Origin of the sequence: Kribbella sp. NPDC050241 (genome assembly GCF_044459685.1) — a bacterium.
In the GTDB taxonomy this organism is placed as follows: Bacteria; Actinomycetota; Actinomycetes; order Propionibacteriales; family Kribbellaceae; genus Kribbella.
On sequence record NZ_JBITJE010000020.1, the window covers coordinates 1 to 26246 of the forward strand.

18 protein-coding genes are annotated in these 26246 nt (G+C 67.0%); 7 read left to right on the forward strand and 11 right to left on the reverse strand.

Annotation, left to right across the window (positions count from 1 at the left end; translation table 11 throughout):
- From ACIBG5_RS42260 to ACIBG5_RS42275, 4 genes are all read right to left on the reverse strand, one after another.
- On the reverse strand, positions 1-1046 hold a 1046-nt coding region (locus ACIBG5_RS42260), incomplete at its 3' end, for a FecCD family ABC transporter permease (RefSeq protein WP_396397745.1).
- Between the two features lies 1 nt (position 1047).
- On the reverse strand, positions 1048-2070 hold the full coding sequence (locus ACIBG5_RS42265) for a Fe(3+) dicitrate ABC transporter substrate-binding protein (RefSeq protein ID WP_396397746.1): 1023 nt from the start codon (positions 2068-2070) through the stop codon (positions 1048-1050).
- Positions 2071-2075: 5 nt separating this feature from the next.
- Positions 2076-2948: an alpha/beta hydrolase gene (locus tag ACIBG5_RS42270; RefSeq protein ID WP_396397747.1), complete on the reverse strand. Its 873-nt coding sequence runs from the start codon at positions 2946-2948 to the stop codon at positions 2076-2078.
- Entirely contained in the window at positions 2945-4075 is a 1131-nt protein-coding gene (locus ACIBG5_RS42275; RefSeq protein WP_396397748.1) for a C45 family autoproteolytic acyltransferase/hydolase, read from the reverse strand. Before ACIBG5_RS42275 ends, ACIBG5_RS42270 begins: the two co-directional genes overlap by 4 nt.
- Before the next feature lie 126 nt (positions 4076-4201).
- Here ACIBG5_RS42275 and ACIBG5_RS42280 point away from each other — a divergent pair, with 126 nt between their 5' ends.
- Entirely contained in the window at positions 4202-5935 is a 1734-nt protein-coding gene (locus ACIBG5_RS42280; RefSeq protein WP_396397749.1) for an amidohydrolase, read from the forward strand.
- Here the strand turns inward: ACIBG5_RS42280 and ACIBG5_RS42285 are convergent.
- The gene (locus ACIBG5_RS42285) at positions 5924-6625 is read right to left on the reverse strand and encodes a GntR family transcriptional regulator (protein ID WP_396397750.1); all 702 of its coding nucleotides are present in this window, start codon (positions 6623-6625) and stop codon (positions 5924-5926) included. The genes ACIBG5_RS42280 and ACIBG5_RS42285 overlap by 12 nt on opposite strands.
- Positions 6626-6724: 99 nt before the next feature.
- On the opposite strand from ACIBG5_RS42285, the gene ACIBG5_RS42290 reads away from it, so the two are divergent.
- Positions 6725-9610, forward strand: a complete 2886-nt coding sequence (locus ACIBG5_RS42290; protein ID WP_396397751.1) for an aminotransferase class III-fold pyridoxal phosphate-dependent enzyme — start codon at positions 6725-6727, stop codon at positions 9608-9610.
- 27 nt (positions 9611-9637) lie between these two features.
- Here ACIBG5_RS42290 and ACIBG5_RS42295 read toward each other — a convergent pair whose 3' ends face one another.
- From ACIBG5_RS42295 to ACIBG5_RS42320, 6 genes are all read right to left on the reverse strand, one after another.
- Complete coding sequence (locus ACIBG5_RS42295) at positions 9638-12556, reverse strand: aminotransferase (RefSeq protein WP_396397752.1); 2919 nt, start codon at positions 12554-12556, stop codon at positions 9638-9640.
- A complete protein-coding gene (locus ACIBG5_RS42300; protein WP_396397753.1) occupies positions 12553-13323 on the reverse strand; it encodes an SDR family NAD(P)-dependent oxidoreductase in 771 nt (256 codons plus the stop codon). Before ACIBG5_RS42300 ends, ACIBG5_RS42295 begins: the two co-directional genes overlap by 4 nt.
- Positions 13324-13407: 84 nt before the next feature.
- A complete protein-coding gene (locus tag ACIBG5_RS42305; RefSeq protein WP_396397754.1) occupies positions 13408-14316 on the reverse strand; it encodes a MurR/RpiR family transcriptional regulator in 909 nt (302 codons plus the stop codon).
- A gap of 120 nt (positions 14317-14436) precedes the next feature.
- On the reverse strand, positions 14437-16473 hold the full coding sequence (locus tag ACIBG5_RS42310) for a glycoside hydrolase family 36 protein (protein ID WP_396397755.1): 2037 nt from the start codon (positions 16471-16473) through the stop codon (positions 14437-14439).
- Entirely contained in the window at positions 16445-17230 is a 786-nt protein-coding gene (locus tag ACIBG5_RS42315; RefSeq protein WP_396397756.1) for a FadR/GntR family transcriptional regulator, read from the reverse strand. Before ACIBG5_RS42315 ends, ACIBG5_RS42310 begins: the two co-directional genes overlap by 29 nt.
- Positions 17227-18546 (reverse strand): L-fuconate dehydratase, encoded by a 1320-nt coding sequence (locus ACIBG5_RS42320; protein ID WP_396397757.1) that lies wholly within the window; start codon positions 18544-18546, stop codon positions 17227-17229. Before ACIBG5_RS42320 ends, ACIBG5_RS42315 begins: the two co-directional genes overlap by 4 nt.
- Before the next feature lie 141 nt (positions 18547-18687).
- Here ACIBG5_RS42320 and ACIBG5_RS42325 point away from each other — a divergent pair, with 141 nt between their 5' ends.
- The 5 genes from ACIBG5_RS42325 (at position 18688) to ACIBG5_RS42345 (ending at position 26245) form a co-directional block, all read left to right on the forward strand.
- Positions 18688-21063 (forward strand): glycosyl hydrolase family 95 catalytic domain-containing protein, encoded by a 2376-nt coding sequence (locus ACIBG5_RS42325; protein WP_396397758.1) that lies wholly within the window; start codon positions 18688-18690, stop codon positions 21061-21063.
- 25 nt (positions 21064-21088) lie between these two features.
- On the forward strand, positions 21089-22078 hold the full coding sequence (locus tag ACIBG5_RS42330) for an ABC transporter permease (RefSeq protein ID WP_396397759.1): 990 nt from the start codon (positions 21089-21091) through the stop codon (positions 22076-22078).
- Positions 22075-23025, forward strand: coding sequence for a carbohydrate ABC transporter permease (locus ACIBG5_RS42335; RefSeq protein WP_396397760.1), 951 nt, complete (start codon positions 22075-22077; stop codon positions 23023-23025). Before ACIBG5_RS42330 ends, ACIBG5_RS42335 begins: the two co-directional genes overlap by 4 nt.
- Before the next feature lie 34 nt (positions 23026-23059).
- Positions 23060-24745 carry an ABC transporter substrate-binding protein gene (locus ACIBG5_RS42340; RefSeq protein WP_396397761.1) on the forward strand — a complete coding sequence of 562 codons (1686 nt, stop codon included), beginning with the start codon at positions 23060-23062 and terminating at the stop codon, positions 24743-24745.
- 66 nt (positions 24746-24811) lie between these two features.
- On the forward strand, positions 24812-26245 hold the full coding sequence (locus ACIBG5_RS42345) for an alpha-L-fucosidase (protein WP_396397762.1): 1434 nt from the start codon (positions 24812-24814) through the stop codon (positions 26243-26245).
- Position 26246: the final 1 nt, after the last annotated feature.

Consider the following 26246-nt stretch of genomic DNA (forward strand, 5'->3'; position numbering starts at 1 on the left):
TGCCGACGGGCCAGATACACGAAGATCGGTGCGCCGATCAGGGCGGTCACCACACCGGCCGGGACCTCGAACGGCGGCTTGACATAGCGCGACAAAATGTCGGCATACAACACCAGCACCCCACCGCCAACCGCACACAACGGCAACAAAACCGTGTAACTCGAACCCACAATCCGGCGCATGATGTGCGGCACAATCAAACCGACGAACGCCACCGGGCCGGCGACAGAGACGGCGGCACCGCACAGCACGACGACGAAGGTTGAGCCGAGCAGCCGGGTCCGCTCGACGTTCTGACCGAGACCGCGGGCCATGTCGTCGCCGAGGGCCAGCAGATTCAGCGGCCGTGCCATCGAGAACGCACCCACCAGCCCGATGGCGAGCCACGGGAGCAGATCGCGTACGTCGCCCCAGCCGGCGAAGTTGACCCCGCCGACGAGCCAGAACAACACGCTGTCCGCGGAGTTCTCGTCGAAGATGATCAGCACCTGCGTCAACGAGATCAACAAGCTGCTCGCGGTGACACCTGCCAGCGCCAGCCGGACCGGGCTCACCCGCCCGCGGCCTGACCCGGCCAGCAGCATCACGGACACGCCTGCTGCGGCGGCACCGCCGAACGCCAGCACGATTGTTGGCGCGCCGGACAGCGACGGCAGGATCGTCACCGCCAGCACAACCACGAACACAGCACCCGCGTTGACGCCCATGATCTCCGGCGCTGCCAGCGGGTTGGCGGCGACGGCCTGCATCAGCGCGCCCGCCACCGCCAGGGCGGCGCCGACCAGCAAGGCCAGCACCACCCTTGGCATCCGGATCGACTGCAGGATCAACTCGTCCGGCTCGTCGGCCTTGACGATTGCTCCGGGTAGCCGTGACAGCGAGATGTGCTGACTGCCCATCGACAGACCCCAGACGACGCCGATCACCAGGAGGGCCAGCAGGACCAGGGCTGCCCAGGTGACCCGCTGCTTGCTGGTGACAATCCTCGGACGACGGTGAGCTGCGTCCTCGGTGGCGGTGGGCAGAATGCCCGTCGACTGGGACATGTCAGTTCCCGTAGAGGTTCTTGACGGCTTCCTGGGCGATCAGTTCCGAGGCGACCAGACCACGTGATCGCGACCAGACGTTCTGGTCGACCTTGTACGTCGCGTTGTCCTTGACCGCGGGGATCTCCTTCCAGAGCGGGCTTTTCTCCCACGTGTCGGCCAGGGTGTCGCCGGTCTGGCCGGCGATGAACATGATGTCGGGCTTGGTGGTGACAACTGTCTCCAGCGTGAGCGAGACCGTCGCGTCGCCACTGTCGTCGGCCAGCGGGGACTTGATCCCGAGCAGGGCCAGCACGCCGGGGGTGTAGGCCTTCGGTGGGAAACCGGTGAACTCCTTGTCGGACGACACCGCGAACAACGCCGCGCGGGTCTCACCGGACTTCGCCTTGGCCTTCAGATCGGTCAGGATCTTGTCGTGCTCGGTCAGCCGGGTCTTCATCTGGTCGCACTTGTTCAGCGCGATCGCCGCGGACATCTCGCTGTCCATCACCTGCTGGTAGTTGCCGTTGAGGCTGGCGTAGGCGACGGTCGGCGCGATCTTCGACAGTTGGGCGTAGATCGCCTTGTGCCGTCCGCTGTCGGCGAGGATCAGATCGGGTTTGAGTGCGGTGATCACCTGGATGTTCGGCGTCGCCCGCAGGCCGACCGACTTGTACTCGCCGACCTTGTCGCGCAGACCGGGGATGATCCGCTCCGGCTTGTCGTCGTCGGCGACCCCGGCCGGCGCCAGGCCGACCGCGACCAGCGCGTCGACGAAGGAGAACTCCAGCGCGACCACCCGCTTCGGGTCGCCGGTGACGGTGGTGGTGCCGAGGTCGTGCTTGATCGTCCTGGTGGCCTTGCCGCACTGCTCGAGATTGACGTCCGAGCTGATCCCCTGCGCGGCCGCGGACCGGTTGGCGTTCGGTGCGTCGCCGGTGGCCGGCGACGCGGACGTGCCGCCGCACCCGGCCAGGCCGACCGCCGCGACGGTCAAGGTGAGGACGGCGATCGACCGCCGCGGCCTCGAAGCGGTGTTGGACATGGCAATCACTCCTGGTGTCGAAGATGCGTTACAGGGGTGGGGCGGCGAATCTGGGGCCGGGACTGCAGCAGCCCGGCGAAGAAGGCCCGGACGGCCGGAAGGATCAGTGAGCCGCGGTGGGCGACTCCGGGGACGAGTTCGAACCGGACGTCGATGCCCTGGGCAAGGAAGTCGCGCTCGAGTGTGCGAAGGCGCTCGATCCGGGTACTGCCGGTCTTTTCGGCGCCGTCCATCCAGTTGGACTCGCCGGGGTTGTCGATCTCCCAGGTCTCGACGTCGTTGTCGCCGACAACCATCAGGATCGGCACGCGGCGCAGCGAGTCGAGGTCGACCGCACGACCGAAGCGTTGCTGGAGATCCTTGGTGCCGAGCCACCAGGGAAGACTGTCGTCGAGCTGGGTGATCCGGCCGGGAGCACCGATCGACACTCCGGCCAGGCGATCGGGATGAAGATAGAGGAAGCGGTGGGCGAACTGACCGCCGCCGGAGAATCCGTGCAGGTAGAACACGTCCGGGTCGACCGGGTACCGCCGGCTGACCTCGTCGACCATGGCGAGCAACGCCTGGTCGTACCGGATGCCCTGGTACTCGATGAACTTGAAGTTGTGTAGATCCTCCGGATCGATGATCCCGGCGGGGAACAGCGGCGCGAGTACGACGATCTGGTGCTCTTCGGCGAACGCGGCCATGTGGTCGCGGTACAACGAGGCGTTGCGCTCGGTGCCGTGCTGCATGACGAGCAGCGGGGCCCGGTCGGTGCCCAGGGTCTGCGGCACGTAGAGGCAGTAGCCGAGCCGCTGGTCGTACTGCGAGGCGAAGATCGGGGTCTTGCCCCGCGCGAAGTGGGCCGAGGTCGGCTCGGCGGGCTGCCCGATCATGGCCGGATCTCGTCGTACAGGTTGAACGGGACCAGTTCGTACTTGTTCTCGCACGGAGAACCCGCGGCTACGTAGTACTCGCCGGTGGTGAGATCGACGCAACTGGACAGGGTAGTGGACCACTGCTCGACGGCGGGAAGCCGCTCGTCCGGGTGGGCGCAGAGCGAGTCCGGGTATCCGAGGTGGTCCGACATCGCTGTGTGGATTGTGTTCCGGACGTCGTCCGGCGTGGCCCCCTCTGCTGCCTTCACCAGACCCCGACGAGCGCGTGGTACCCGGATCAGTGAGTCGGGGGAGATCAGTCGGCCGGCGCTGCCGACCTCCGTCGGATTGAGGACCTGGTAATGGTTGCCGTGCACAATCAGGCCGTCCTCGCCGTACTCCCAGCCGTGTCCGCCTGGAGTGGTCTCGACGTCGATGGAGAAACCGTCGCGATGGGTGAGGAGGGCGTTGCTGGGGATGTGGGCCTTGGTCGAGGTGAGGATCTTGACCGCGTCGGCGATGTTCGCGGCGTCGAGCACAGCGCGGCGGATGACCGTCTGAGGCATCCCGACCGAGTCGTCGAAGCGCCCGCCCAGGCCGTTCGCGTTCAGTGCGAGGCCGTCGGAGTTCGCGCCGTGGCGGCCGATCTGCCCGGCCTCGACCTGCAGGATCAGCGTCGGCTTCGGTGGCTGCACGATCCGGAGGACGACGACGGATCCGCGGACCGCTTCGCGCCAGTCCCAGTTCTGGCCGGCGTACACGTGCCCGTCGCCGGCCGCGCCGTCGATCAGGGAGAACGACGTACAGCCGTCGACGTCCTCGCGGACCGGGGACTCGGGGAACCAGTTGTCGTAGATGATCTCGCCGCGACAGTTGAGGGCGACGATCTCGGGCAGCGTGACGCCGGCGCCGTCGGCGATCCCGGCCATCTCTGCCAGCAACTCGGGGTGGTCCCGCTCGACGAGACGCTGCCACGGCCGGGTGTGATCGAGCACCTGATCCCAGGACAGACCGGTCTGGTGCGCGAAGCCCTCGCGGTAGTACGCAATCGCGTCGGCGATCAGATCCGCGGCGGCACTCCCGTACTGACGGCCACGTTCCTGGGCGGACGGGCTCGTGATCTCGATGACTCGGAGACTCGGCACACGCGCTCCTCGGATGAACACTCTTGGCTAGAAAGAGAACATTGACGCAATACTGTAACGGCTATTACGGTCCTGTCCAGACCTTGCGGACAACGGACCTGTAATCCAGGTGAGGAGCCACAGCGGATGACCACTCCACCGCCCACACTCGAGCCAGTCGACCTGATCCTGTACTGCGGGATCGTGTGGACCGCCGATCCGCACCATCCGCTCGCCTCCGCCATCGCGGTCACGGGGGACCGCATCGCCGGCGTCGGCGAGGACGCCGAGATCCTGCCCCTGGCGAGCGAGGGCACAGAGTTGGTCAACCTGGCCGGACGCATGGTGTGCCCAGGCTTCAACGATGCGCACACGCACTTCGAGAACGCCGTCGACTGGCACTTCCAGGTCGCACTGACCGACGTCAACGACCAGGCTCGGCTCGAGGAACGCGTCGCGGCCACGGCTGCGCGACTGACGCCCGGCGTCTGGATCACCGGGGGAGATCTCGGTGACTTCGCCTCCACCATGGAGGAGGCCGTCACGCTGCTCGAGCCGGACCTGGCCGCGGTCGATGCACTGACGCCCGGCAACCCGCTGCTGATCCGCCGTGCCGACCACCAGTACTTCGCCAATTCCAAGGCACTCGACGTCGCGAACATCGATCGCGAGACGCCGGACCCGCGCGGTGGCAGGTTCGGCCGGGACGCCGACGGCGAACTCACCGGAATGCTCTACGGACAGGCCGGTGAGTTCCTGCACCGGCTGGTCACCCCGATGTCGCTGGAGCAGAAGCTGCTCGGTGCGCGCGGCGTGATGGCGGGGCTGAATGCGGTCGGGATCACCTCTGTCCACGACATCGCGCGGCTGCCGTCGGTGACCGACGAGACGATCCCGCCCGTCTACCTCGAGCGCAGCTTCTCGAATGCGCAGATCTTCCAGACCCTCGCGGACCGCGGTGAGCTGTCCGTCCGCGTCTACGCCTTCCTCCCGCTCGACACCCATGACCGGCTGCCCGGTCACGGCGTCACGCCGAAGACCGGTGACGACTGGCTGCGCTTCGGGGCCCTGAAGATCTTCGTCGACAGCGGTGCGATGCTTCCGCCGTTCGACCTCGCGGACGCATCAGGTACCGGCCTGACCGACGGCTGGTCGTACCGCTTCGTCGGCGAGGAACGGCTGGCCGAGCTCGTACTGGCGGGTGACGCGGCGGGTTTCGACATCGGCGTCCACGTCCAGGGCGATCGCGGCTGCCGGATCGCGATCGACGCGTTCGAACGGGCGGCGCTCCTGAACGGCCCGCGCGACCGGCGGCACCGGCTCATCCACGCCTGGCACCTGGCAGCCGACGACTTCGCTCGCGCCGGCGAGCTGGGACTGGTCGCCGACGTGACGTCGGACCAACTCCTGCATTACTCCGCGAACCTCGACCAGGCGCTCGGCCTCGCCCGCTCCGCGAACGCGTTCGCCTGGCGCCGGATGATCGACTGCGACATCACCGTCAACCTGGTCTCGGACCTCCCCGGAGCGTTCAACAAGTCGCACGTCGCCGAGATCAATCCACTCCGCAACATCTATGCCGCGATCACCCGCAAGGCTGGCGATTCAGCGCAGAGCGAGCCGTTCCACCCCGACCAGGCGATCACCGTCGACGAGGCGCTGCTCGCCTACACCGCCAACCCCGCCTACTCGTCGCACGAGGAGGACGTGAAGGGAAGCATCACCCCGGGCAAACTCGCCGACCTCGTCGTGCTCAGCGAGGACATCCTTGCCGGCGCTCCCGAGGTTCTGCTCAGGGCGAGCGTCGAGCGCACGTACCTCGGCGGACGCCTGGTCCACCCCGTCACTGACAACAGCGCGGTACGACGGTCAGCGTGCTAGAGCCGTGATGTCTGTCGAGGCCACCACGTCGACCAGGAGTCTCTCGTTGGACTCGGCGTGCTCCTGGACCAGGCGGCCGGCTTCGGCGGCATCGCGGCGCACGAACGCCTGACAGATGGCCCGGTGCTCGTCGAGTGCCTCGGCGGGCCGATGGGTCGACTCCCGGTAGGTCGTCTCCAGGATCGACAGCGCGAAGCGCATCTCGACCGCGATGTCGGCGAAGAAGTCGTCGACCCGGGTGCTGCCGATCAGGCCGACCACCGCCTGGTGGAACTCCAGGTCGCGCTGCACGATCGCCTGGGCACGGCCGGAGGTCGTCGCCTCCGCGAGTTGGTCGAAGGCCTCGGTCAGCCGCTGCAGCTGTGCATCGGTCAGCGTGGCAGCCAGTGCCGCGGCGCTGCTCTCCAGCGTCTTCCGGACGCGGTAGAGGTCGTGGATGTCCGCCTCGGTGAACAACACGACACGGGAGCCCTTGTGCCGGTAGTGCCGCACGATCCGCTCCCGCGCCAGAATGCCGAGCGCGTCCCGGACGGTCCGGCGGGACACGTCGAACTGCGCTGACAGGCCTTCCTCGCGCAGTTGCTCGCCCGGCTTCAGCCGGCCGTCCATGATCGTCTCGCGAAGCAGGGCCGCGACTTCCTCGGCGGTCGTACCGCGATTGAGCATCGAGACTCGTCCGTCGACCGGCATGCGGCTTCCCCTCTCAGCTGCGCAAAGCTCCAGCGCACTCTATCGCGCACCACAGTCATGGTAGCATTGGTGCATTGTTCACCAATCGTGTGGGGCGTGATGAGCACTGTCGAGTCCAGTTCTCCCGTGCAGCAATGGAGCCAGGCGAGCATCGCCGAAGTTCTCGCCCAGGAGTTCGGTCTCCGGGCGGTCGCACAGTCGCCGTTGGGCGGCGAAGTCGATCAGAACGTGGCTGTCGACCTCTCCGACGGATCCCGCGTCGTCGTCAAGATCTCCTCGCCCGGAGCCGATGCCGACGAGATCCGCTGGCGGCAGGGGCTGCAAGCACTTGCCGGTCGGCCGGGTGTCCTCAGATCGGTTCACGTCGCCACGGCAGTTGCCGCGTGCAACGGAGATACCGCCGTTGCGATCGACCGCGACGGGACGCGCCGGATCGTCACGGTTCAGTCGTGGCTGGCCGGTCGGACCTTGTCCGAGCTGAACAGTCATTCCCCACAGCTCAGGGGCGAACTCGGCCTGACCGCCGCTCGGATGGTCCAGGCGCTCGCGCCGGCCACCAGATTGCCCGGGGCAACGACTCATCACTGGGATGTGCTGCGGTCGCCGGAGGCGATTGCCGACGGCATCGATGCGGTCGAGGACCCGTTCCGGCAGGCCCAGGTCCGGCGGATCGTCGGGTGGTTCGACCGGGCGATGGACAGTCACCGTGCCGGGCTTCCGAAGTCGGTCGTCCACCAGGATCTCAACGACTTCAACGTGCTGGCCCGGCCGGGGACAGACGGTCGCCACCATGTGCACGCCGTACTGGACTTCGCCGACGCGCTGTACACCGTGCGGATCGGCGAATTGGCCGTGGCGGTCGCCTATTCGATGCTGCGCACAGCGAATCCGCTGAGCGCGGCCGCGGCCGTGATCCGCGGGTACGCCGCGGAGCTCGAGCTCACCGAGGACGAGCTCTCCGTGCTCTATCCGCTGGCCGCGACCAGGCTGTGCGTCAACGCCGTCACGTGGATGAAGCGTTGTGCGGACAGCGGTACGTCGTACGGCCACGAGCGGATGAAGCACACCTGGCCGGCGATCGCTCTCCTCGCGACGACCCCACCGGAGGTCGGCGAATTCGTCGTTCGCTCGGCGGCCGGCGCTCCGGTCGAACCGGGGAGGCCGGTGCCGGGTGCCGGCGGTCGATGGTTGGCACCCGGCCTGGACCTCGTGCCCTTCGCACCCGCGCACGAACCGGTCGGCCGTGATCACCACGCCCGGCTGGGCCGTCATCTGCAGGCCGATGCCGGCACAGTCGTGCGGCGAACGACCGCGTCGGGTGAGGCGGCAACGCTCAGGCTCGGCGTGGAGATTGCGGCTTCACGGCCGTTTCAGGTCGTCGCGCCTCATGGCGCGGTCGTGGAGGAGCGTGATACGCCGTACTTGATCCTGCGACACGAGGGCGCGGAGACGATCTGGTCCCGATGGACCGGACTCGACTCGTCGCTGTCGGCCGGCGCCTCCGTGGCCGCGGGTGACCCGATCGGTGACGCGCAGGCAACCCTCCGCGTAGCGATCTTCCGTTCCCACGAGACAGCACGCGTCACTGGGAGGCAGTTGGTCGCGCCCTCCGAGGCGCCTGCGTGGGCGATCGTCTCGCCCGATCCGTCGGAGTTCCTCGGACTCGGTGCCCGGCCCGGCGGCGCCACGGACTGGACGGCCGACAAGGTGCTGGCGACGAGGAACGTGCGGTTCGCCCGGTCGCAACGCTCGTACTACGACCGGCCGATGAATCTCGTCGGCGGCCGGGGCGCCTGGCTGTACGACGAGTTCGGCCGTGGCTACCTCGACGCGATGAACAACGTCAGCCACGTCGGCCACAGCAATCCCCGCGTCGTCGAGGCCGCGACCGCGCAACTCTGGCGGCTCAACACGAACAGCCGGTTCCTCTACCCGGGCATCGCCGAGTATGCCGAACGGCTGACCGCGTTGCTGCCCGATCCACTGGGGGTCGTGTTCCTGGTCTGCAGCGGGAGCGAGGCCAACGACCTGGCCGTCCGGATCGCGCGCACGGTCACCGGGCGCTCGGACGTCCTGGTGGTCGACGGGGCCTATCACGGCAACACCTCGGTGATCACCGGGCTCAGCCCGAACCGCTACAAGGGCCCGGGAGGCACCGGTCCCGATCCAACCACCCACGAGGTACAGCAACCCAACCGCTATCGCGGCCCCTTCGGGTATGACGATCCGGACGCGGGCAGCAAGTACGCCGCCGACGTCCAGCGGCAGGTCGATCGGCTCACCGCGCTGGGTACGCCGCCGGCTGCCTTCCTCGCGGAATCGGCGATGGGCACGGCCGGCAGCATCTTCTATCCGGATGGCTACCTCGAACGGGCCCACGCCTCCGTCCGGTCCGCCGGTGCACTCTGCATCGCCGACGAGGTCCAGGTCGGATTCGGCCGCTTCGGTGACGTGTTCTGGGGATTCCAGAGCCAAGGTGTTGTTCCGGACATCGTCACGATGGGCAAGCCGATCGGCAACGGGCATCCGATGGCGGCCGTCGTCACAACCCGGGAGATCGCCGACGCCTTCGATACCGGGATGAGGTACTTCAACACCTTTGGCGGCAATCCGGTCTCGTGTGCGATCGGGACCGCCGTACTCGACGAGATCTCCGAGGGAGGCTTGCAGGCCCACGCGGCTGAGACCGGGCGGGTCTTCAAGGACAGGCTCGACGAGCTCGCCGGCCGGCACGAATTGATCGGGGACGTACGCGCCCACGGCATGTATCTGGGCATCGAGCTCGTCCGTGATCGGGTGACCAAGGAGCCGGCGGCACGGGAAGCGCTGGTGCTCAGCGAGCTGATGAAGGACGAGGGGATGCTGGTCTATCCGACGGGGTCGGCCGGCAACGTGCTGAAGATCAAGCCACCGCTCGCCTTCACGCCGGCCGACGCCGAACTGTTCACCGAGGTCCTCGACGAGGTACTGACCCGGGACTGGTGATCGGGGTTCCGGACGGTTGTGACAGCTTTACCACCCTTCGGCGAGAACGCGGTCAAGTGTGTCGGCGAAGAAATCGGCGTCGGGGATCTTGATGCCCAGTGGCGGCTTGATCTTGAGTACACACAGGCGATCCGACGTCGGCTGCATGATCACGCCGAGCCGGCGCATCCGCTCGCAGATCGCTGCGGTCTCCGCCGGTGCGGGCTCCAGCGTTGTGCGATCGCGGACGAGTTCGACACCGACGTACAGCCCCATCCCGTGCACGGCGCCGATGATCGGATGGCGGTCGGCGAGCTCCAGCAGGCGCGCCCGCAGGTGGTCGCCCACCACGCGCGCGTTCTCCTGCAGTTGTTCGTCGCGAAGTACGTCGAGGACCGTCACGCCGGCGACACAACTGACCGGACTGCCGCCGGCCGACGAGAAGAAGTATCCCTGGCTGCGGTAGCCCGCCGCGATCCCAGCCGTCGTGATGACCGCACCGAGCGGATGCCCGTTGCCCATCGCCTTCGCCACCGTGACGATGTCCGGTACGACGCCTTGTTGCTCGAAGCCCCAGAAATGGTCGCCCAGGCGGCCGTATCCGACCTGGACCTCGTCGGCGATGCACAGGCCACCGGCCCGCCGTACCGCGGCGTAGATCTCTTGGAGATAGCCGTCCGGGAGAGCCATGCCGCCGGCGTTGCCGTAGAACGACTCGGACAGGAACGCAGCGGGCGGGCGGCCGGCGTCGCTCAGCTCGTTGATGTAGGCAGCGGCATCCTCGCCGTACCGGTGTGCGTCGGCTCCTCGGTACTGCCCGCGGTAGGCGTTCGGCGCGGCGACCGTGTGGACCCACGAGGGCCGGGAATCGAGGGCGTTGGGATTGTCGGCGACCGACGTCGAGATGGCGTCGGTGGCGTCGGACCAGCCGTGGTAGGCCTCTCGGACCGCAACGACGTCACGCCGTCCGGTGTTGGCCCAGGCGAGCCGGAGGGCGAGGTCGTCGGCCTCGGTGCCGCTGTTGACCAGGAACACCGTGTCCAAGGGGTCGGGCAGTAGCGCTGCCAGGCGTTCGGAGAACTCGACGACTGCGCGATAGTGGAAACGCGAGTTGGTGTTGAGCAGACGCCACTGCCGTTCGATCGCCGCGGCGAGGCGCGGATGCCCGTGGCCGAGGATCGACACGTTGTTGACCATGTCGAGGTAGGACCGGCCATCGGTGTCGAACAGGTGGTTCCGCCAGCCGCGCTCGATCTGCGGCGGCTCCCGGAAGTAGTGCTCCTGGACCGGAGCGAACGCGGTATCGCGGCGATCCAGCAATGCCTCGGGATCGGTGGCCGGCGGAGTGCGGACCCCGGCCGGATCGATCAGGCCAGTCGGGTCCAGGCACGACTCTGCCCACGCGTCGGCCAGACTTGCCGGAACGAAGAACGGCGGCTGAGCGTCGAGGTCGCTGACCTGCACCCACAGCGCGGCCCCCGATGCCAGCCGACCGAGTACATCGCCGGTCTCGACAGCGCCCTCAGCAGTAACGTCCGCACCGCTGAGCCACAAGGTCACACCGTCCGGGCCCCTGAGCGCCACGGTGTCGCCCTGCCGCTGCACTACCCCGGGCCACGGCGCCCGGATCTCCAGCTCTCGTCCTGCGAATACCTCGACGCCAAGACCGATGGAAGCCGGAGCCTCGAACGAGTTCAGCCGGGTACGCGTCAACCGCGGCTGGAGGAACGGAACAGCCACGGCCGCCGATCCGGCCCGCTTGATCGCCGCCGCAGCCGCGGCCGCCTCCGCGCCGTCGAGCAGGAAGCGCCCGTCGTGCAGGTCGGCACTCGTCGCCGACAGATCCAGCTGATCCGGAACCACGGGCTGGTCGTCGATCCACAGCAGGGCGGAGCCGTCGGCAGTCCGGTGCTCCTTCCGGGGTCGCACCGAGGCGCGGATCAGTTCGGTCAGGACCTCGAGCGGAACCGAGGTCGCCCGCTCGAAGATGCGCCACTCGCGCGCGAGGTTCTCCGTCGCGTACCGGTTGTCGCGGTCGACTTGCGTCTGCTGCTGACCACTCACCATCAGCGCGGCGGCCCGCAGTACGACGAGCGGCCCGAGCGCCGCGAGTTCGTCGTCGGAGATCGGCCGGATCCGCTCGTACGCGACGATCGCCGGGAGCATCGTCGACGGATCGGGGGAGTAGTGCAGCAGCGACGTACAGGTCACCGCGAGTTCGGCGATCGACCAGCTCTCCGTGAGGTCGCCGAAGTCGATGACGCCGACCGGCCGGCGACGCCCGTCGGCGTCGACGGTGGCGATCACGTTGTCGTCGGTCAGGTCGCCGTGGATGGCCTGGAGTGGCAGGTTTCCGGCGTACGGTGCGAGCGCCTTGGCGGCTGTCCTCGCCGCGGCGCGGGCGGCGTCCGGTCCGCCGTGCACGGTCACGAAGTCGGCCAGCCGTGCCACCACCTCGGCCGCGTTCCGCAGATCCCATTGGAGCGAGCGGGGCGGGACCTCGCCGGCGAAGCCGGCCAACGCGCGCGAGGTGCGAGCGGCGAGATCGCCCAGGGCGGCGACGACCTCGGGCGCGAGGTAGCTGCTGTTGCTCAGGACGTCGCCGGCCACGAAGGTCACCAGCCGCGCGTACGTCGGCCGGCCGCCGAGCGTGACGAGCTGCACGGTCGAGCCGTCGGCCCCGGGGACCGCCACGGGGACCTGAATGTCAGGCTCGTGCTGGGCGACCCGGGCGGCCGCGAGATCCTGCGCTGCCAGATCCTCGCGCGTGAAGGCGGCGTTGGACACCTTCAGGACGTACGTGGTGGCCGCCGCGCCGACGAGGAAGTTCGCGTCCTGCTGGCTGCCGAGTTCGGTGACCTCGCCCTCGATGCCGTACGTGTCCCGCACGTACTCCAGCGCCTGAGCCACGGTGATCTCCGGTGCGGGGAGGGCCGCTTCCTCGAAGAAGTTGAAGGACTGGGTCATGCACGTTCCTCCGCGATCGAGTTGCCGCCGTCGACAATGAGGCACTGGCCGGTGAGATAGGACGAGGACGGTGAACACAGATAGGCGATGAGGCCCGCGACTTCCTCCGGGGTACCGCTCCGGCCGACCGGGGTCCGGAGCCCCTGCCTGTGCTCGTCCGGCGTCTGTGAGTCGGTGGCGATCCACCCTGGGGCCACTGCGTTGACCGTGACCCCAGCGACCGCGGAGTCGAGCGCGAGTCCTCGGACCAGTCCGACCACGCCGGCCTTGGCGGCGCAGTACGCGACCTCGCCGCGCATGCCCATGACCGGTCCGGTGAGGCTGGCGACCATCACCAGGCGCCCGGCGCCGGACTCCTCGAGCGCCGGCATGACGGCGCGGGCGAAGAGGAAGGCCGAGTCCAGGTTGCGTGACAGGCTCGCCCGCCAGGTCTCGAACGACAGCTGCCCGACTGCTCCCGACTCCGGCTCCGGACGAGTGGTCGAGGTCATGCCCGCACAGTTGACGGCGATGTCGAGCCGGCCGAACCGGGACGTGGCGGCTCGGACAAGTTCCATAGCGGTGTGGTCCCGGGTCAGATCGCCGGAGATGGCAAGGGTGCCGGTGGGGAGTTCGGCTGCGCGCTGGTGGACCCGGTCGCCGGTCGCCGAGATGACGAGGGACGCACCACGGGCGCTCAGTGCGCTCGCCACCGCGAAGCCGATGCCACGTGGTCCGCCGACCCCAGTCACCACCGCGGCTCGGCCCGCCAGGTCGAGGTCGCCCACGCACAGCCACCTTCCTACGATTGGTGACCAATGTAGCAGCTACGGAATTGGTGAGCAATCGTGGGTTACAGCGGCGGGACGAGGTCAGAAACCGAGTCGCCGGCGGAGGGCCGTGAGTTGCTCGGACGCCTCGACAGACCGGGAGGCCTCCAGGGTCGCGACGCCTTGCGCCAGCACGTCCCCGACGACGATCGAGGTCAGCGGTTCGCCGGTCAGGCCGGTGGGCGTCGTCGGGGAGTGGAGCGTGACTGTCACCTCGTGGGCGAGCTTGCTGCTCGGGTCTTCGGTCACCAGTACGGTCGCGGCCCCGACCTCTCGGGCGCGGTCGAGCAGGACTTCGACCTCGACGACCGAGCGGCCGGGCGCGAAGAGGACGACCACGTCACCCGGCCCGATCGCGAGGAGGTCGTCGGCGAGCCGGAAGCCCCCGGCATGGAGGGCCGTCACCCGGAGCCCCACCCGCCGCAGGACCAGGGCCAGATGATCCGCGGCCACGAACGAGGCACCGAAGCCGTAGGTCAGTGTGTGCTTCGCATCGAGCAGTAGTTGCACGGCGTGCTGGTATGCGTCGAGGGAGAATGTCGGCTGCATCAGCTCGAGCCGGTCCAACGACTCCGCCAGTACCTGGTGCCAGACGCTCTCGAGATCCCCACCGGTCGACTCGACTCGCTGGCGGGCGCGGACCGCCGGCCGGTTCGCCTGCGTGAACGGCGCCGCGATCTTCGCCTTCAGTTCTGCCAGGCCGGAGTACCCGAGCGCCTGTATGGTGCGGATGACCGTCGCGTTGCTGGTCTTGGTCTCGGCGCCGAGGTCGGCCGCCGACAGGAAGAGCAGTTCCTCGGCCGGCCGCTCGGCCAGCGACCGGCTGACTGCCCGCGCAGCCGGCGAGAAGCCTTCCCAGCGCTCGCGGATCCGCGACCGCAGGTCGGCGATCACGTCTGCCTGGGTCGCGGCGGTGACGGCGTTCGTGGAAGCATCGCGAGACTCATCCATGTCATGGATGGTACGAGTCGGAGCCACCCTGCGCGGCGGCCGTCGTTCGTAGGCGTTGAGGAGTTCGGAGTGAGTGCGGGACGAGCTCCTCGACACTTCGGTGCGAAGAGTCGGTGATGTTCACTCCCTGGCGGGGGTCAGGCGCAGGACGCGGGCGGAGGGCTCGAGGGTGTTGGTGGTGATGCTGAGTCCGTCGTCGGTCCAGGTGTAGGTCCAGTCGCCGAGGTCGGTGGGGAAGTGGGGGGCAATGCTCGAGCGTGGGATCGGGAGCGTGATGGCGGACGGGCCGGGACCGCGGTGCCACAGAGTCAGGTAGGAGGTGTCGGGGCCGTTGAGTGCGAGGGCGATCCACTCCTCGGTCCAGGCCGGGAGTCCTAGTGGCCATGCGGGGACGAGCGTGTTTAGATCGTCGAGTATGGCGCGATGAGCGGTCAGCGCGGACCGGACGAGGTCGAGCTCGGCCGGTGTCATGCGGTTGAGGTGGCCGGAGAGGTAGAGGCGGCCGGGGATGCCGTTGACGAGGGCGAAGGTGAACTCCTCGCGGGTGGTGCCCGTGATCGGGTACGCCCAGTGGCCGGCCTGTTCGGGGAGTACGGCGGCGGGGGCGGCCGCGGTGATCGGTGCGTAGAGCAACGGATCTTCCTGGTCCGAAGTCGACTGCAGATGAAGGCGGGACAGCATGGCGTAGTCCATCCGCATCGCTCCGGACGCGCAGTTCTCGATCAGCACGTCGGGGTGGCGTGTGTGGAGGCCGTCGAGCCAGTCGAGCAGCGCCCGTTGGTGTTCTAGCAGTCCATGGCCGAGCGACGTACCGCCCTGGTCGGTGCCTGGGCCGGTCATCGTGTTGTTGTCGAACTTGAAGAAGCCGACGCCGAAGTCGGACACCAAGCGGTCGACCGTGTCGTCGAGATGCTTGCGGGCGGCTGTGCTGCGCAGGTCGAGCAGGTAGCGACCGGACTCGGCGACCCGAACGCCGCGGCGGGTGAGGAAGGCTTCGTCGGGGAGTTCGGGTGCGATCGGTGACCGGACGCCGATCACTTCGGGTTCGAGCCAGAGGCCTGGGACCATGCCGTGTGAACGGATCCGGTCGATCACCTCGGCGAGCCCGTTCGGGAAGCGGGTGGTCGACGGTTGCCATGCTCCGACGGTGTTCCACCAGTCGCCGTCGGCGTACCAGCCGGCATCGATGCAGAAGTACTCCGCGCCCACATCCGCGGCCGCGTCGATCAGCGGCAGGAGTTTCTCGGTCGTCGGGTCGCCGACGAGGGTGTTCATGTAGTCGTTGAAGATCACCGGCATCCGGTCGTCGATCGGACGCCGGTTCCGTACGGCGCGGCGTTGCCGGGTGAGTGCGGCGAACACACTGTCTCGATCCGTGCCGGCGACGAGTGAGACGGGCACCGTCGTGAACGGCTTGTCGGCTGTGAGCTCGACACTCCATTGATGTTCCTGGTCGGTGGGGCCGCTGAGCAGCAAGTAGCCGCCACGCCGGGTCTCGCCGATCTCGTAGTGCCACGGCCCGTTGTGCTCGATCTGCCAGCCGAGGGCGTACGGCGTACCCGACTCGACCAGGACACCGACGGGCAGCCGCTCCCCGCTCGACCATGAGCCGGTGTTGGTCACCGCATCACGGCTTCGGGCGACGTGACGATGCGGATCGCGGACGATGTTCGCCAGTGCCTCAGCGCGCAGTGGTCGGCTTGACCACCGGTTCTCCGCCATCCAGCTGTTGGCGGCGGAATACAGCTCGGCGTCGATCGACGCGAGGCCGACGACCAGCGACGACAGGAAGGTGAGCTCGAGCGTGCCCGGGCCGGCCATCGAGGCTTCGGACCAGGCGCGTACGCCGGCGCGGGCTTCGAACACAGTGGTGACGCGCAGACCCGTGGTGGGCTCCTCCTGGATGATGCGCAACGTCGTCTGGGTTTCCTCGTGACGGACGTAGCGCAATTGTTGCCCGAGACTGGTGTCGACGTGCCGGTTGGTGCTCGGCGAGAGTCCGTGCCCGACGGCGGACACCTCGACCAACGGCTGGCTTGGAACCAGATCATCGCGGTCTGGCCGGGAGGCTTCGCGGACGCCGATCAGTCGCACCGGACCGTTGTCGAGAGCGAAGGTCAGGGTGAGCTCAGGGCTGCTCCAGCGCAGGAGATTCATCCACAGGTCTCGTTTCGTCGTCGGCTCGGCGGCGGGTCTCGAGGAGGTAGTCCTCGACCGTGAACAGGTGGGCGGCCATCCGGATCCGGGCCCGATCGGGGTCGTGCGCCGTCAGCGCGGCGAGGATCGAGAGGTGTTCCCCGTGGGCGGTCTCGTCGGCGCCCGGTTGGGTGATCGATCGGCGCAGCCGGTCGCGCATCGTTCGTCCACCCAGCGCATTGATCAGTGCCGCCAGCACCGGATTGTCGGCCGCGTCCGCGATGATGCGGTGAAAGGCGATGTCGTTCTCGATCACCGTCTCGTGATTGGGTTCGTCGTGCCTCAGTTCGGCCTCGTTGTGGCGCAACAGTTCGGCCGCGGCCTCGAGGTCGACCGGTGCGATCTGTTGCGCCGCGAGGGCGGCCGCCTCGGTCTCGAGGACCCGTCGTACCGCGTGCAGATGGTGCGTTCCGCTGCCGTCCTGCAGGTCGACGACGAATCCGATCGGTGCGAGCAGCATCGACGGTTCCAGCTTGGTGACGTAGGTGCCGTCGCCTTGCCGGGTCTCGAGAACTCCCATCATCGACAGCGCGCGAACCCCCTCGCGCAGCGGGTTTCTGGACACGCCGAGGGCCGTGGCGAGGTCCTTCTCGACCGGGAGCCGGTCGCCGGACCGGAGCCGGCCGTCGATGATCATCTGCCGGATACCCTCGATGACGACATCGGTCTGGGAGGTGCCGGGTGTACGAGCTTTCTCGACCACCTTGCCGGAGGTCATCGTCGTGGGTCTCGTTCCGTGCCGGCCGACCAGTAGACGCCGTCCGGGAACCGATAGGTCTGAAGTGACTCCCTGTGCATCTCGGCACTGTAACCGGGCGCGGCCGGAAGCACGTACGCACCGTCGCGGATCACACAGGGGTCGACGAAGTGTTCGTGCAGGTGGTCGACGTACTCGGTGACGCGGCGGTCGAGGCTGCCTGATACGGCGACGTAGTCGAAGATCGCGAGGTGCTGGACGAGTTCGCACAGACCGACGCCACCCGCGTGTGGGCAGACCGGCACGTCGAACAACGCGGCGAGAAGGTAGACCGCGAGTACTTCGTTGACGCTGCCGAGGCGGGCCGCGTCGAGCTGGCAGTAGTCGATGGCGCCGGCCTGGAACATCTGCTTGAAGAGCACCCGGTTCATCCCGTGCTCGCCGGTGGCGACGCCGATGGGCGCGACGGCCTTGCGGATCGCGGCGTGACCGAGGATGTCGTCGGGACTGGTCGGTTCCTCGATCCACAGCGGGTCGAACTCGGCCAGCGCCTTGACCCATTCGATCGCCTGCGGCACGTCCCACACCTGGTTCGCATCGATCATCAGGTGACCGTCCGGCCCGAGGACCTCGCGGGCGATGCCGCAGCGCCGGATGTCGTCGTCCAGATCGGCGCCGACCTTGAGTTTGACGTGTTTGTAGCCTGCGGCAACGGCTTCCTCGCAGAGCCTGCGTAGCTTGGCGTCGGAGTATCCGAGCCATCCGGCGGAGGTGGTGTAGCACGGGTAGCCCGATGCCTCGAGTTCCTCGATTCGTTGCTTCCGGCCCGATTCTTGCTGCTTCAGCAGAGTGACAGCTTGCTCCGGTGTCAGTACGTCGGTGAGATACCGCAGGTCCGCGGCCTCGACGAGTTCTTCGGGCGACAGGCCGGACAGCAGACGCCACAGTGGTACGCCGGCCCGTCGGGCGGCCAGATCCCACACCGCGTTCATGACCGCGGCCAGGGCCAGATGAATGATTCCCTTGTCCGGACCGAGCCATCGCAACTGACTGTCCGACTGTAGCTCCCGGTAGATCGCGCCGGGGTGTTCGCACAGTTCGTCGACAGACCGGCCGACCAGTGGCTCGGCGCGCTGAGCGGCGGCGGCGACGCACAGGTCGTTGCCACGCCCGATGGTGAAGGTGAAGCCGTGCCCGGCGAGATCCGGGTCGTCGGTGTGCAGGACGACGTACGCCGCGGAGTAGTCGCCGTCCTTGTTCATCGCGTCGGATCCGTCCTGGGTCAGCGAGGTCGGGAAGCGGACGTCGATGACCTCCACCGAGGTGATGCGCGGCATGGCTGGCCCCTCACGATCAGCGATAGATGGGATCTTTCTCCAGCTTTGATGTCGTTCAGTATGGACCAACGTCCGACCGAGCGCTACGATCCCGGAAATTCATAGGACTAATACCTCGTCGTCTCGACGGAGGACAGTGGTATGGGCAACCTGGTGGGCTCGAACCGCTCCGGCACGCAGCGGCTGTTCTACGACCGGCCGGCCGCAACGTGGCTGGAGGCATTGCCGCTCGGGAACGGGCGGATCGGAGCAATGTGTTTCGGCGGTATCGGCACGGATCGGATCGGACTGAACGACGAGACGTTGTGGTCGGGCAGCCCCGAGACCGCTCGGTCGTTGTCGACCCCGCTCGGTGCGACCGGCGCCGACGCCGTACAGGCTGTGCGCGACACGCTGAGAGCGGGCGACCTTCGCCGGGCCCACGAGTTGGCCCGCGGTTTTCACTCCGGCTACTCGCAGGCGTACCTGCCGCTGGGCGACCTCCTGCTCGAGGTTCGCGTCGCCGGCGCCACACCTGCTGCCGCCGATAGCAAGCAGTATCGCCGGGAACTTGATCTCGACGGCGCGATGGCCACGGCGGAGTTCGAGATCGGGAGAGTGTGGGTTCGGCAAGAGGTCTTCGTCAGCGCGCCGGACGGTGTACTGGTCCACCGAATGACCGCGTCCGAGCCGGTACTCGCGCTGACGTGCCGGCTCGCCTCCCAGTTGCCGTCGCGTCCATACGCAGTCGAGAACGGCCTCGGACTGCTCCTGCAGGCTCCAGCCGATGTCGCTCCTCCCCATCGCGACGTGCCGCAGCCGATCCGGTACTCCGACGACGAGGATCGCGGCATGGCAGCCGCCATCGCGTTGCGCACCACGACCGATGGCGAGATCTCTGCGAGTGGTTCCGAGCTCGCTGTCGAAGGTGCAACAGAAATCAGCCTGATCCTCTCGACCGCTACCGGATACGACGGTCCGTTCACGGCGCCGGCGCGGACAGCGGAGGAGTGCTGGTTCGCCGCGGATCAGACCGTGCTGGCGGCACTCGAGCGGGAGTACGACGAGCTCGTGACCGATCATCAGAGGGATCACCGGCGGCTGTTTCGTCGGGCATCGCTCGAGCTGGCTGGATCGGCGGAGCACTCGGAGCTGCCGACCGACGTGCGGGTGGCCCGGTCAGTCGACGTCGAGGACCCTGCCTTGGCTGCGTTGATCTTCAATTACGGCCGCTACCTGATGGTCGCGAGTTCGCGACCAGGTGGTCTGCCGACCAATCTGCAGGGCATCTGGAACGACATCCTGCGGCCGCCGTGGAGTTCGAACTTCACGGTCAACATCAACACCGAGATGAACTACTGGCCGGCGGAGACGACCAACCTGTCGGAGTGCCACGAACCGCTGCTGAGGTATATCGATCAGCTTGCCCAGGCGGGGCGTCGTACGGCTCGCGAGCGGTACGGCTGCGGCGGTTGGACCGCGCACCACAACGCCGACGCCTGGTGCTGGACCCTGCCTGTCGAGGGCGATCCGCGGTGGTCGAACTGGCCGATGGCAGGTGCGTGGCTGGTCCGTCATGTGTGGGACCACTACGAGTTCACCGGCGATCTGGAGTTCCTCGGCGAGTCGTGGCGCGTACTGCGGGGCGCGGCGGAGTTCTGCCTCGACTGGTTGGTCGAGCTGCCGGACGGCACGCTCGGTACGGCGCCGTCGACGTCGCCGGAGAACGACTACATCGCCGACGATGGACTGCCCGCGTCGGTGACCCTGTCGGCGACCATGGACCTGGCCCTCATCTCGGACCTCTTCCAGCGGGTCGAACAAGCCGCCGAACTGCTCGATGTCGTCGACCCCCTTGTCGCTGAGCTCTCCACCGCCCGCAAGCGACTGCCCGAGCCACCGATCGGCGCCCGGGGACAGTTGCAGGAGTGGGCGGCGGACCTACCCGAAGAAGATCCCCATCACCGGCACATGTCGCACCTGGTCGGACTCCATCCGGGCGATGCGATCACGCCGGACGGCACGCCGGTACTCGCGGTCGCGGCAGCGCGGACGCTGGACTTGCGGGGTGACGAGGCCACCGGCTGGTCGCTCGCGTGGAAGATCAATCTGCGGGCACGTCTTCGCGATGCAGCAGCCGCGCACCGCCTGGTCCGGGCGTTCCTGAGGCCCGCGGACGACACGGCGACGGGGCGACCGGGCAGCGGCGCGGGCGTCTACCCGAACTTGTTCTGTGCTCATCCGCCGTTCCAGATCGACGGGAACTTCGGTGCGACGGCGGGAATCGCGGAGATGCTGCTGCAGAGTCACACCGGCGAGATCGAATTGCTGCCGGCTCTGCCTGCCGAATGGCCGAGCGGGCGGGTGACGGGCCTGAGGGCTCGCGGCGGAGTCACCGTCGACATCGCGTGGACGCCGAGCGGCGTCGAAGCAGTCCTGACCGCTGATCGGGACCAGGAGCGGGTCGTACGCCACGGCGACGATCGGACGCCGGTCAGATTGACGGCCGGCGTCGGTCACCGCGTGAGCTCGAGTTGATCGCCGGTTCGGACGAGGAGGTTTCATGGCAACCCTGACAACCATTCGGCCACCGGCCGGTGAGACACCAGCTCGGTCCAGGCGACAGCGGCGGGAGCGCCCCGGTATCAAGGGGCTGCGGCGCAGCCTTCAACGCCACTGGACGCTGTACCTGCTGATGGTCGTGCCGCTGGTCTGGTTCGCGGTCTTCAAGTACATCCCGATGTCGAACGCAGTCTTGGCGTTCAAGAGTTTCAACGTGGTCAAAGGCATCTGGGGAAGCCCGTGGGTCGGGTGGCAGAACTTCGACCTGTTCTTCCACAACCCGGTGTTCTGGACCCTGGTGAAGAACACCTTCATCCTGTCGGTCTACACCGTCGCGGCCAGCTTCCCGATCGCGATCATCCTCGCGCTGGCACTCAACGAGATCCGCCTCGGCCTGTTCAAGCGAACCGTCCAGCTGGTCACGTACGCGCCGTACTTCATCTCGACCGTGGTGGTCGTGTCGATGACGATCCTGGTGCTGTCGCCGCGACTCGGAATCGTCAACGAGGGTCTGGGGTTCTTCGGCGTTCCCGCGATCGACTTCCTCGGGAACCCGGACTACTTCCGGCACATCTATGTCTGGTCCGACGTGTGGCAGACCACCGGGTACTCCGCGGTCATCTACCTGGCCGCGTTGTCCGGCATTGATCCGGCGCTGCACGAGTCGGCCAAGATCGACGGTGCCAGCCGGTTGCAGCGGATCCGGCACGTGGATCTGCCGGGCATCATGCCGACGGCTGTGATCATCCTGGTGCTTGCTGTCGGCAACATCATGGCGATCGGCTTCGAGAAGGCATTCCTGTTCCAGAACCCGCTGAACCTCAGCCAGTCGGAGATCATCGCGACCTACGTGTACAAGACGGGTCTGCTGAACGCGGACTTCAGCGGCGCCACCGCGGTCGGGCTGTTCAACTCGGTGATCAATCTGGTGCTGCTGCTGATGGTCAACATGATCGCCAAGCGGATCACCGGGAACGGATTGTGGTCATGAGCGCTCAGACCGAAGCGAGAACGTTGCCGAGTAAAAGGGGCGAGCGCCGTGCGGCGCGGGCACGCCGGATCCGCGAGCCGCGGACCGACCGGATCTTCCTGATCTGTGTGTATCTGCTGCTGGCGGTGTTCTTCACAGTCGTCCTGCTGCCGCTGCTGTACATCGTGGCCAGCTCGTTCAGCAGCCCCGAAGCTGTGTCGTCCGGGCGGGTGTTGCTCTGGCCGGTGGACTTCTCACTGCGCGGGTACCACGCGGTCTTCGCCAACCCGCAGGTCGTGCAGGGGTATCTGAACTCGTTGTTCTACACGGTGGTCGGGACGATCGTCAGCGTGACGATGACGATCGCAGTCGCGTATCCGATGTCGCGGCGTACGCTCGTCGGCCGCAATGTCGTGATGACGCTGATCCTGTTCACGATGCTGTTCACCGGCGGCCTGATCCCGACGTACCTGGTGGTTCAATCCGCCGGGCTGCTGGACACCCGGTGGGCGCTGATCATCCCGCAGGCGATCGGGGTCTGGCAGGTCATCATCGCCCGCACCTACTTCCGGACGGCGATTCCCGACGAACTGGTCGAGGCCGCCGAGCTGGACGGATGCGGTGATCTGCGCTTCCTGTGGTCGGTCGTCATCCCGCTGGCCAAACCGATGATCGCCGTGGTGGCGCTGATGTACGCGATCATGCAGTGGAATTCGTACTTCGACGCCTTGATCTATCTCAAGAACCCGGACTTGTTCCCGCTGCAGCTGGTCCTGCGCAACATCCTCATCCTCAACACGACCGGCGGTGGAGCGGTCGACGCCTCTGTCGTCATCCAGCGCCAGCAACTGGCCGATCTGCTCAAGTACTCGCTGATCGTGGTCGCGAGCGTGCCGGTCCTGCTGATCTATCCGTTCGTCGCGCGCTACTTCACCAAGGGAATCATGATCGGCGCCGTCAAGGGCTGATCCTCCGCATCACCTCGACCCCTGTGAGGGACCTATGTCTGTTCAGTTCAGAAGGAGGAGGCGTGCCGCGATCGCCGGCATCAGTCTCCTGGCACTCGCGCTTGCGGCCTGTTCCGGTGGCGGCTCGGACGACGAGCAGGGCAAACCGTTGCCCACGATCACCGGGAATCCCGCGGTCACCCTCGATGTGTTCGCACCGCAGGCGGCCGATTGGAACCTTGCCACGAACGACTTCACGAAGGTGGTGAAGGAGAAGTTCAACCTGACCATCAAGTGGCAGAACACGACCTTCGACGGTGGGCCGGCCAAGGAGAAGCGCCAGATTTCCGTGGCCAGTGGCGACTATCCGGACCTGTACCTGCTGATCCCGTGGGTCGACCAGTTCACCCAGGCGGACCTGCTCAAGCTGTCCAACCAGGGCGTCGTCGTGCCGCTGAATCAGTTGATCGACCAGTACGCGCCGAACATCAAGAAGGCGCTGGACTCCACCCCGGAGTGGAAGGCGATGGCGACCGCGCCGGACGGCAAGATCTACGGTATGCCGCAGTGGGTGGACTGCTTCCACTGCACGTACCAGGACAAGTTGTGGATGAACTCGGCGTGGTTGAAGAAGCTCGGACTCGAGCAGCCGAAGACCACCGAGGACATGCGCAAGGTGCTGCAGGCGTTCAAGACCCAGGATCCCAACGGCAACGGCAAGGCCGATGAGATCCCGCTCAGTGCCGATGTGCGGGACGTGCTGATCCCGTACTTCATGAACGCCTTCATCTACGACCCCCAAGGCACGAGCGGCAACAACCAGTCGACGCTGGTCCTCAACGACGGCAAGGTCGACATGCAGGCGAACAAGGACGGCTGGCGTGAAGGCCTGAAATACCTGAATTCGCTGTACAAGGAAGGCCTGATCGACAAGGGCGCCTTCACCCAGAACCCGGACGCCCTGCAGCAGCAGGGCAACCACGCCGGGTCGGTGGTCCTCGGTGCCGCGACCGCGCTGCACCCGGGGATCTTCGTCAGCACCCCTTCGCCGGACGGACGGGACATGCAGTACGACGTCGTACCGCCGCTGACCGGACCCGACGGGGCGAACTTCACCGGTTACAACTTCCCGAGTGCGCCCGGCGCGACCTTCGTGTTGACCAGCAAGGCGACGCAGGAGGAGCAGATCCAGGCTATCAAACTGCTCGACTACATGTTCACCGACCAGGGCCAGATCAACGCGTTCTGGGGCAAGGAGGGCAAGACGTGGATGAAGCCACAGCCCGGTGACGTCGCGCTCGACAAGTCGCTCAAGCCGGTCTACAAGCAGATTCCGCAGAAGCCAGGGGCAAAGCCGCCGAACTCGGGCTGGCAGGCGCTGGCTCAGTACAACAACAACGCGACCTACCGGAACTCCGAGGCGATCAGCACCGACCTCTACTCGCAGGCAGGCTATGAGCGTCGTCTGTTCGAGGCAACCAAGCTGTACGCCGGCCACGAGGACAAGGCCATGATCTATCCGTACTGGAAGGTGTGGATCGATCCGACGCTGGCCAACGAGATCGCGACGCTGCAGACCAACATCGAAAGCTACGTGCAGCAGAACGCACTCCAGTTCGTCACCGGCTCGAAGAACATCGACAACGATTGGGACGCCTACGTCAAGGGTCTCGACGGGCTCGGTCTGAAGCGCTACCTGGAGATCCAGCAGGCCGCGTACGACAAGATGCCCAACAAGTAGGTCCGCCCTGGACCGGCCGGAGTACGCCGGCCGGTCCACCGTTCTATAGCTGACAAGGAGCGACCAGTGCCGTTCGATGCAACCTTCGAGTCCCTGGCCACGTTCGAATGCCCGGACTGGTTCCGGGACGCGAAGCTCGGTATCTGGGCGCACTGGGGCCCGCAGTCGGTGCCTCGCTACGGTGACTGGTACGCACGGCATATGTATCGGCAAGGCTCTGAGCAGTACCGGTACCACCTGCGGACGTATGGGCACCCGTCGGAGGTCGGCTACAAGGACGTCGTCCGGCAATGGAAGGCAGAGCGCTTCGACCCGGGTGACCTGATGGACCGGTTCGTGGCGGCCGGTGCCCGGTACTTCGTCGCGCAGGCCGTCCATCACGACAATTTCTTCAACTACGAGTCGTCGGTGAACCCCTGGAACTCGGCGAAGGTCGGCCCGGGCAAGGACATCGTGGGCTTGTGGAAAGCCGCCGCTGAGGAGCGTGGACTGCCGTTCGGGATCACCGAGCATCTCGGTGCCGCGCTGACCTGGTTCGCGGCCAACAAGGGCAGCGACAAGCACGGGCCGCTCGCCGGTGTGCCGTACGACGGGACCGATCCGGCGTACCGGGATCTCTACCTCGACAATGCCAGGTTTCTTCCGGCGGCGGACACCCCGGTGCAGGACCCGTGGTACGCCCAGGATCCTGCCTGGCACACGTACTGGCTCGAGGCGGTCACCGAGATGATCGACCGGTACCAGCCGGATCTGCTCTACTCCGACGGCCCGCTGCCGTTCGGCGAGGCCGAGTACACGTCCGGTTTGACCGCGGTCGCCCACCTGTACAACACCAGTGCGCGGATCCATGGGACGAACCGTGCGGTGTACCAGCAGAAGGACCGCCGGCCTCAGGTGAGCGTGGTCGGTGTGATGGACATCGAGCGCAGTCAGACGCCCGGCATCCACGCGCTGCCGTGGCAGACCGACACCTCCATCGGCGACTGGTTCTACAACGTTCGTGACGTCTACAAGACTGCCGGCCACGTGGTGGAGCTGCTCGTCGACATCGCGTCGAAGAACGGGAACCTCCTGCTCAACGTGCCGCAACTGCCGGACGGATCGCTCGATCTCGAATGCACGCAACTGCTCGACGACTTGGGTGCCTGGATAAAGGTCTGCGGTGAGGGCATCTACGGCACGCGACCCTTCACGGTGTTCGGTGAGGGGCCTTCGAGTGTGATCATCGACGGTTTCACCGAAGACCGGGTGAGTTGGACGAATTCCGACTACCGGTTCACCCGCCGGGAGAACACCGTGTACGCCTTCCAGTTGGCCTGGCCGGACGACGGGCGCGCCGTGATTCGCAGCCTGGCAGGCGAATCGGTGACTGGTGTCCGTCTCCTCGGCCACGGCGCCGTACCCTTCGAGCACGCCCACGGCATCCTGGTCGTCCGATTGCCCGAGCAGGCGCCGCTCGAGGTCGCCAACTGCCTCGCTCTCGACCTCCACGCCGCTTGAG

What these genes read in the sequence shown, in the direction of transcription:
- ACIBG5_RS42295 (WP_396397752.1), bottom strand. Translation starts at nt 12,556, where the DNA reads ATGACCCAGTCCTTCAACTTCTTCGAGGAAGCGGCCCTCCCCGCACCG.
- ACIBG5_RS42265 (WP_396397746.1), bottom strand. Translation starts at nt 2,070, where the DNA reads ATGTCCAACACCGCTTCGAGGCCGCGGCGGTCGATCGCCGTCCTCACC.
- ACIBG5_RS42320 (WP_396397757.1), bottom strand. Translation starts at nt 18,546, where the DNA reads ATGCCGCGCATCACCTCGGTGGAGGTCATCGACGTCCGCTTCCCGACC.
- ACIBG5_RS42340 (WP_396397761.1), top strand. Translation starts at nt 23,060, where the DNA reads ATGTCTGTTCAGTTCAGAAGGAGGAGGCGTGCCGCGATCGCCGGCATC.
- ACIBG5_RS42315 (WP_396397756.1), bottom strand. Translation starts at nt 17,230, where the DNA reads ATGACCTCCGGCAAGGTGGTCGAGAAAGCTCGTACACCCGGCACCTCC.
- ACIBG5_RS42310 (WP_396397755.1), bottom strand. Translation starts at nt 16,473, where the DNA reads ATGAATCTCCTGCGCTGGAGCAGCCCTGAGCTCACCCTGACCTTCGCT.
- ACIBG5_RS42305 (WP_396397754.1), bottom strand. Translation starts at nt 14,316, where the DNA reads ATGGATGAGTCTCGCGATGCTTCCACGAACGCCGTCACCGCCGCGACC.
- ACIBG5_RS42325 (WP_396397758.1), top strand. Translation starts at nt 18,688, where the DNA reads ATGGGCAACCTGGTGGGCTCGAACCGCTCCGGCACGCAGCGGCTGTTC.
- ACIBG5_RS42270 (WP_396397747.1), bottom strand. Translation starts at nt 2,948, where the DNA reads ATGATCGGGCAGCCCGCCGAGCCGACCTCGGCCCACTTCGCGCGGGGC.
- ACIBG5_RS42330 (WP_396397759.1), top strand. Translation starts at nt 21,089, where the DNA reads ATGGCAACCCTGACAACCATTCGGCCACCGGCCGGTGAGACACCAGCT.
- ACIBG5_RS42285 (WP_396397750.1), bottom strand. Translation starts at nt 6,625, where the DNA reads ATGCCGGTCGACGGACGAGTCTCGATGCTCAATCGCGGTACGACCGCC.
- ACIBG5_RS42290 (WP_396397751.1), top strand. Translation starts at nt 6,725, where the DNA reads ATGAGCACTGTCGAGTCCAGTTCTCCCGTGCAGCAATGGAGCCAGGCG.
- ACIBG5_RS42280 (WP_396397749.1), top strand. Translation starts at nt 4,202, where the DNA reads ATGACCACTCCACCGCCCACACTCGAGCCAGTCGACCTGATCCTGTAC.
- ACIBG5_RS42335 (WP_396397760.1), top strand. Translation starts at nt 22,075, where the DNA reads ATGAGCGCTCAGACCGAAGCGAGAACGTTGCCGAGTAAAAGGGGCGAG.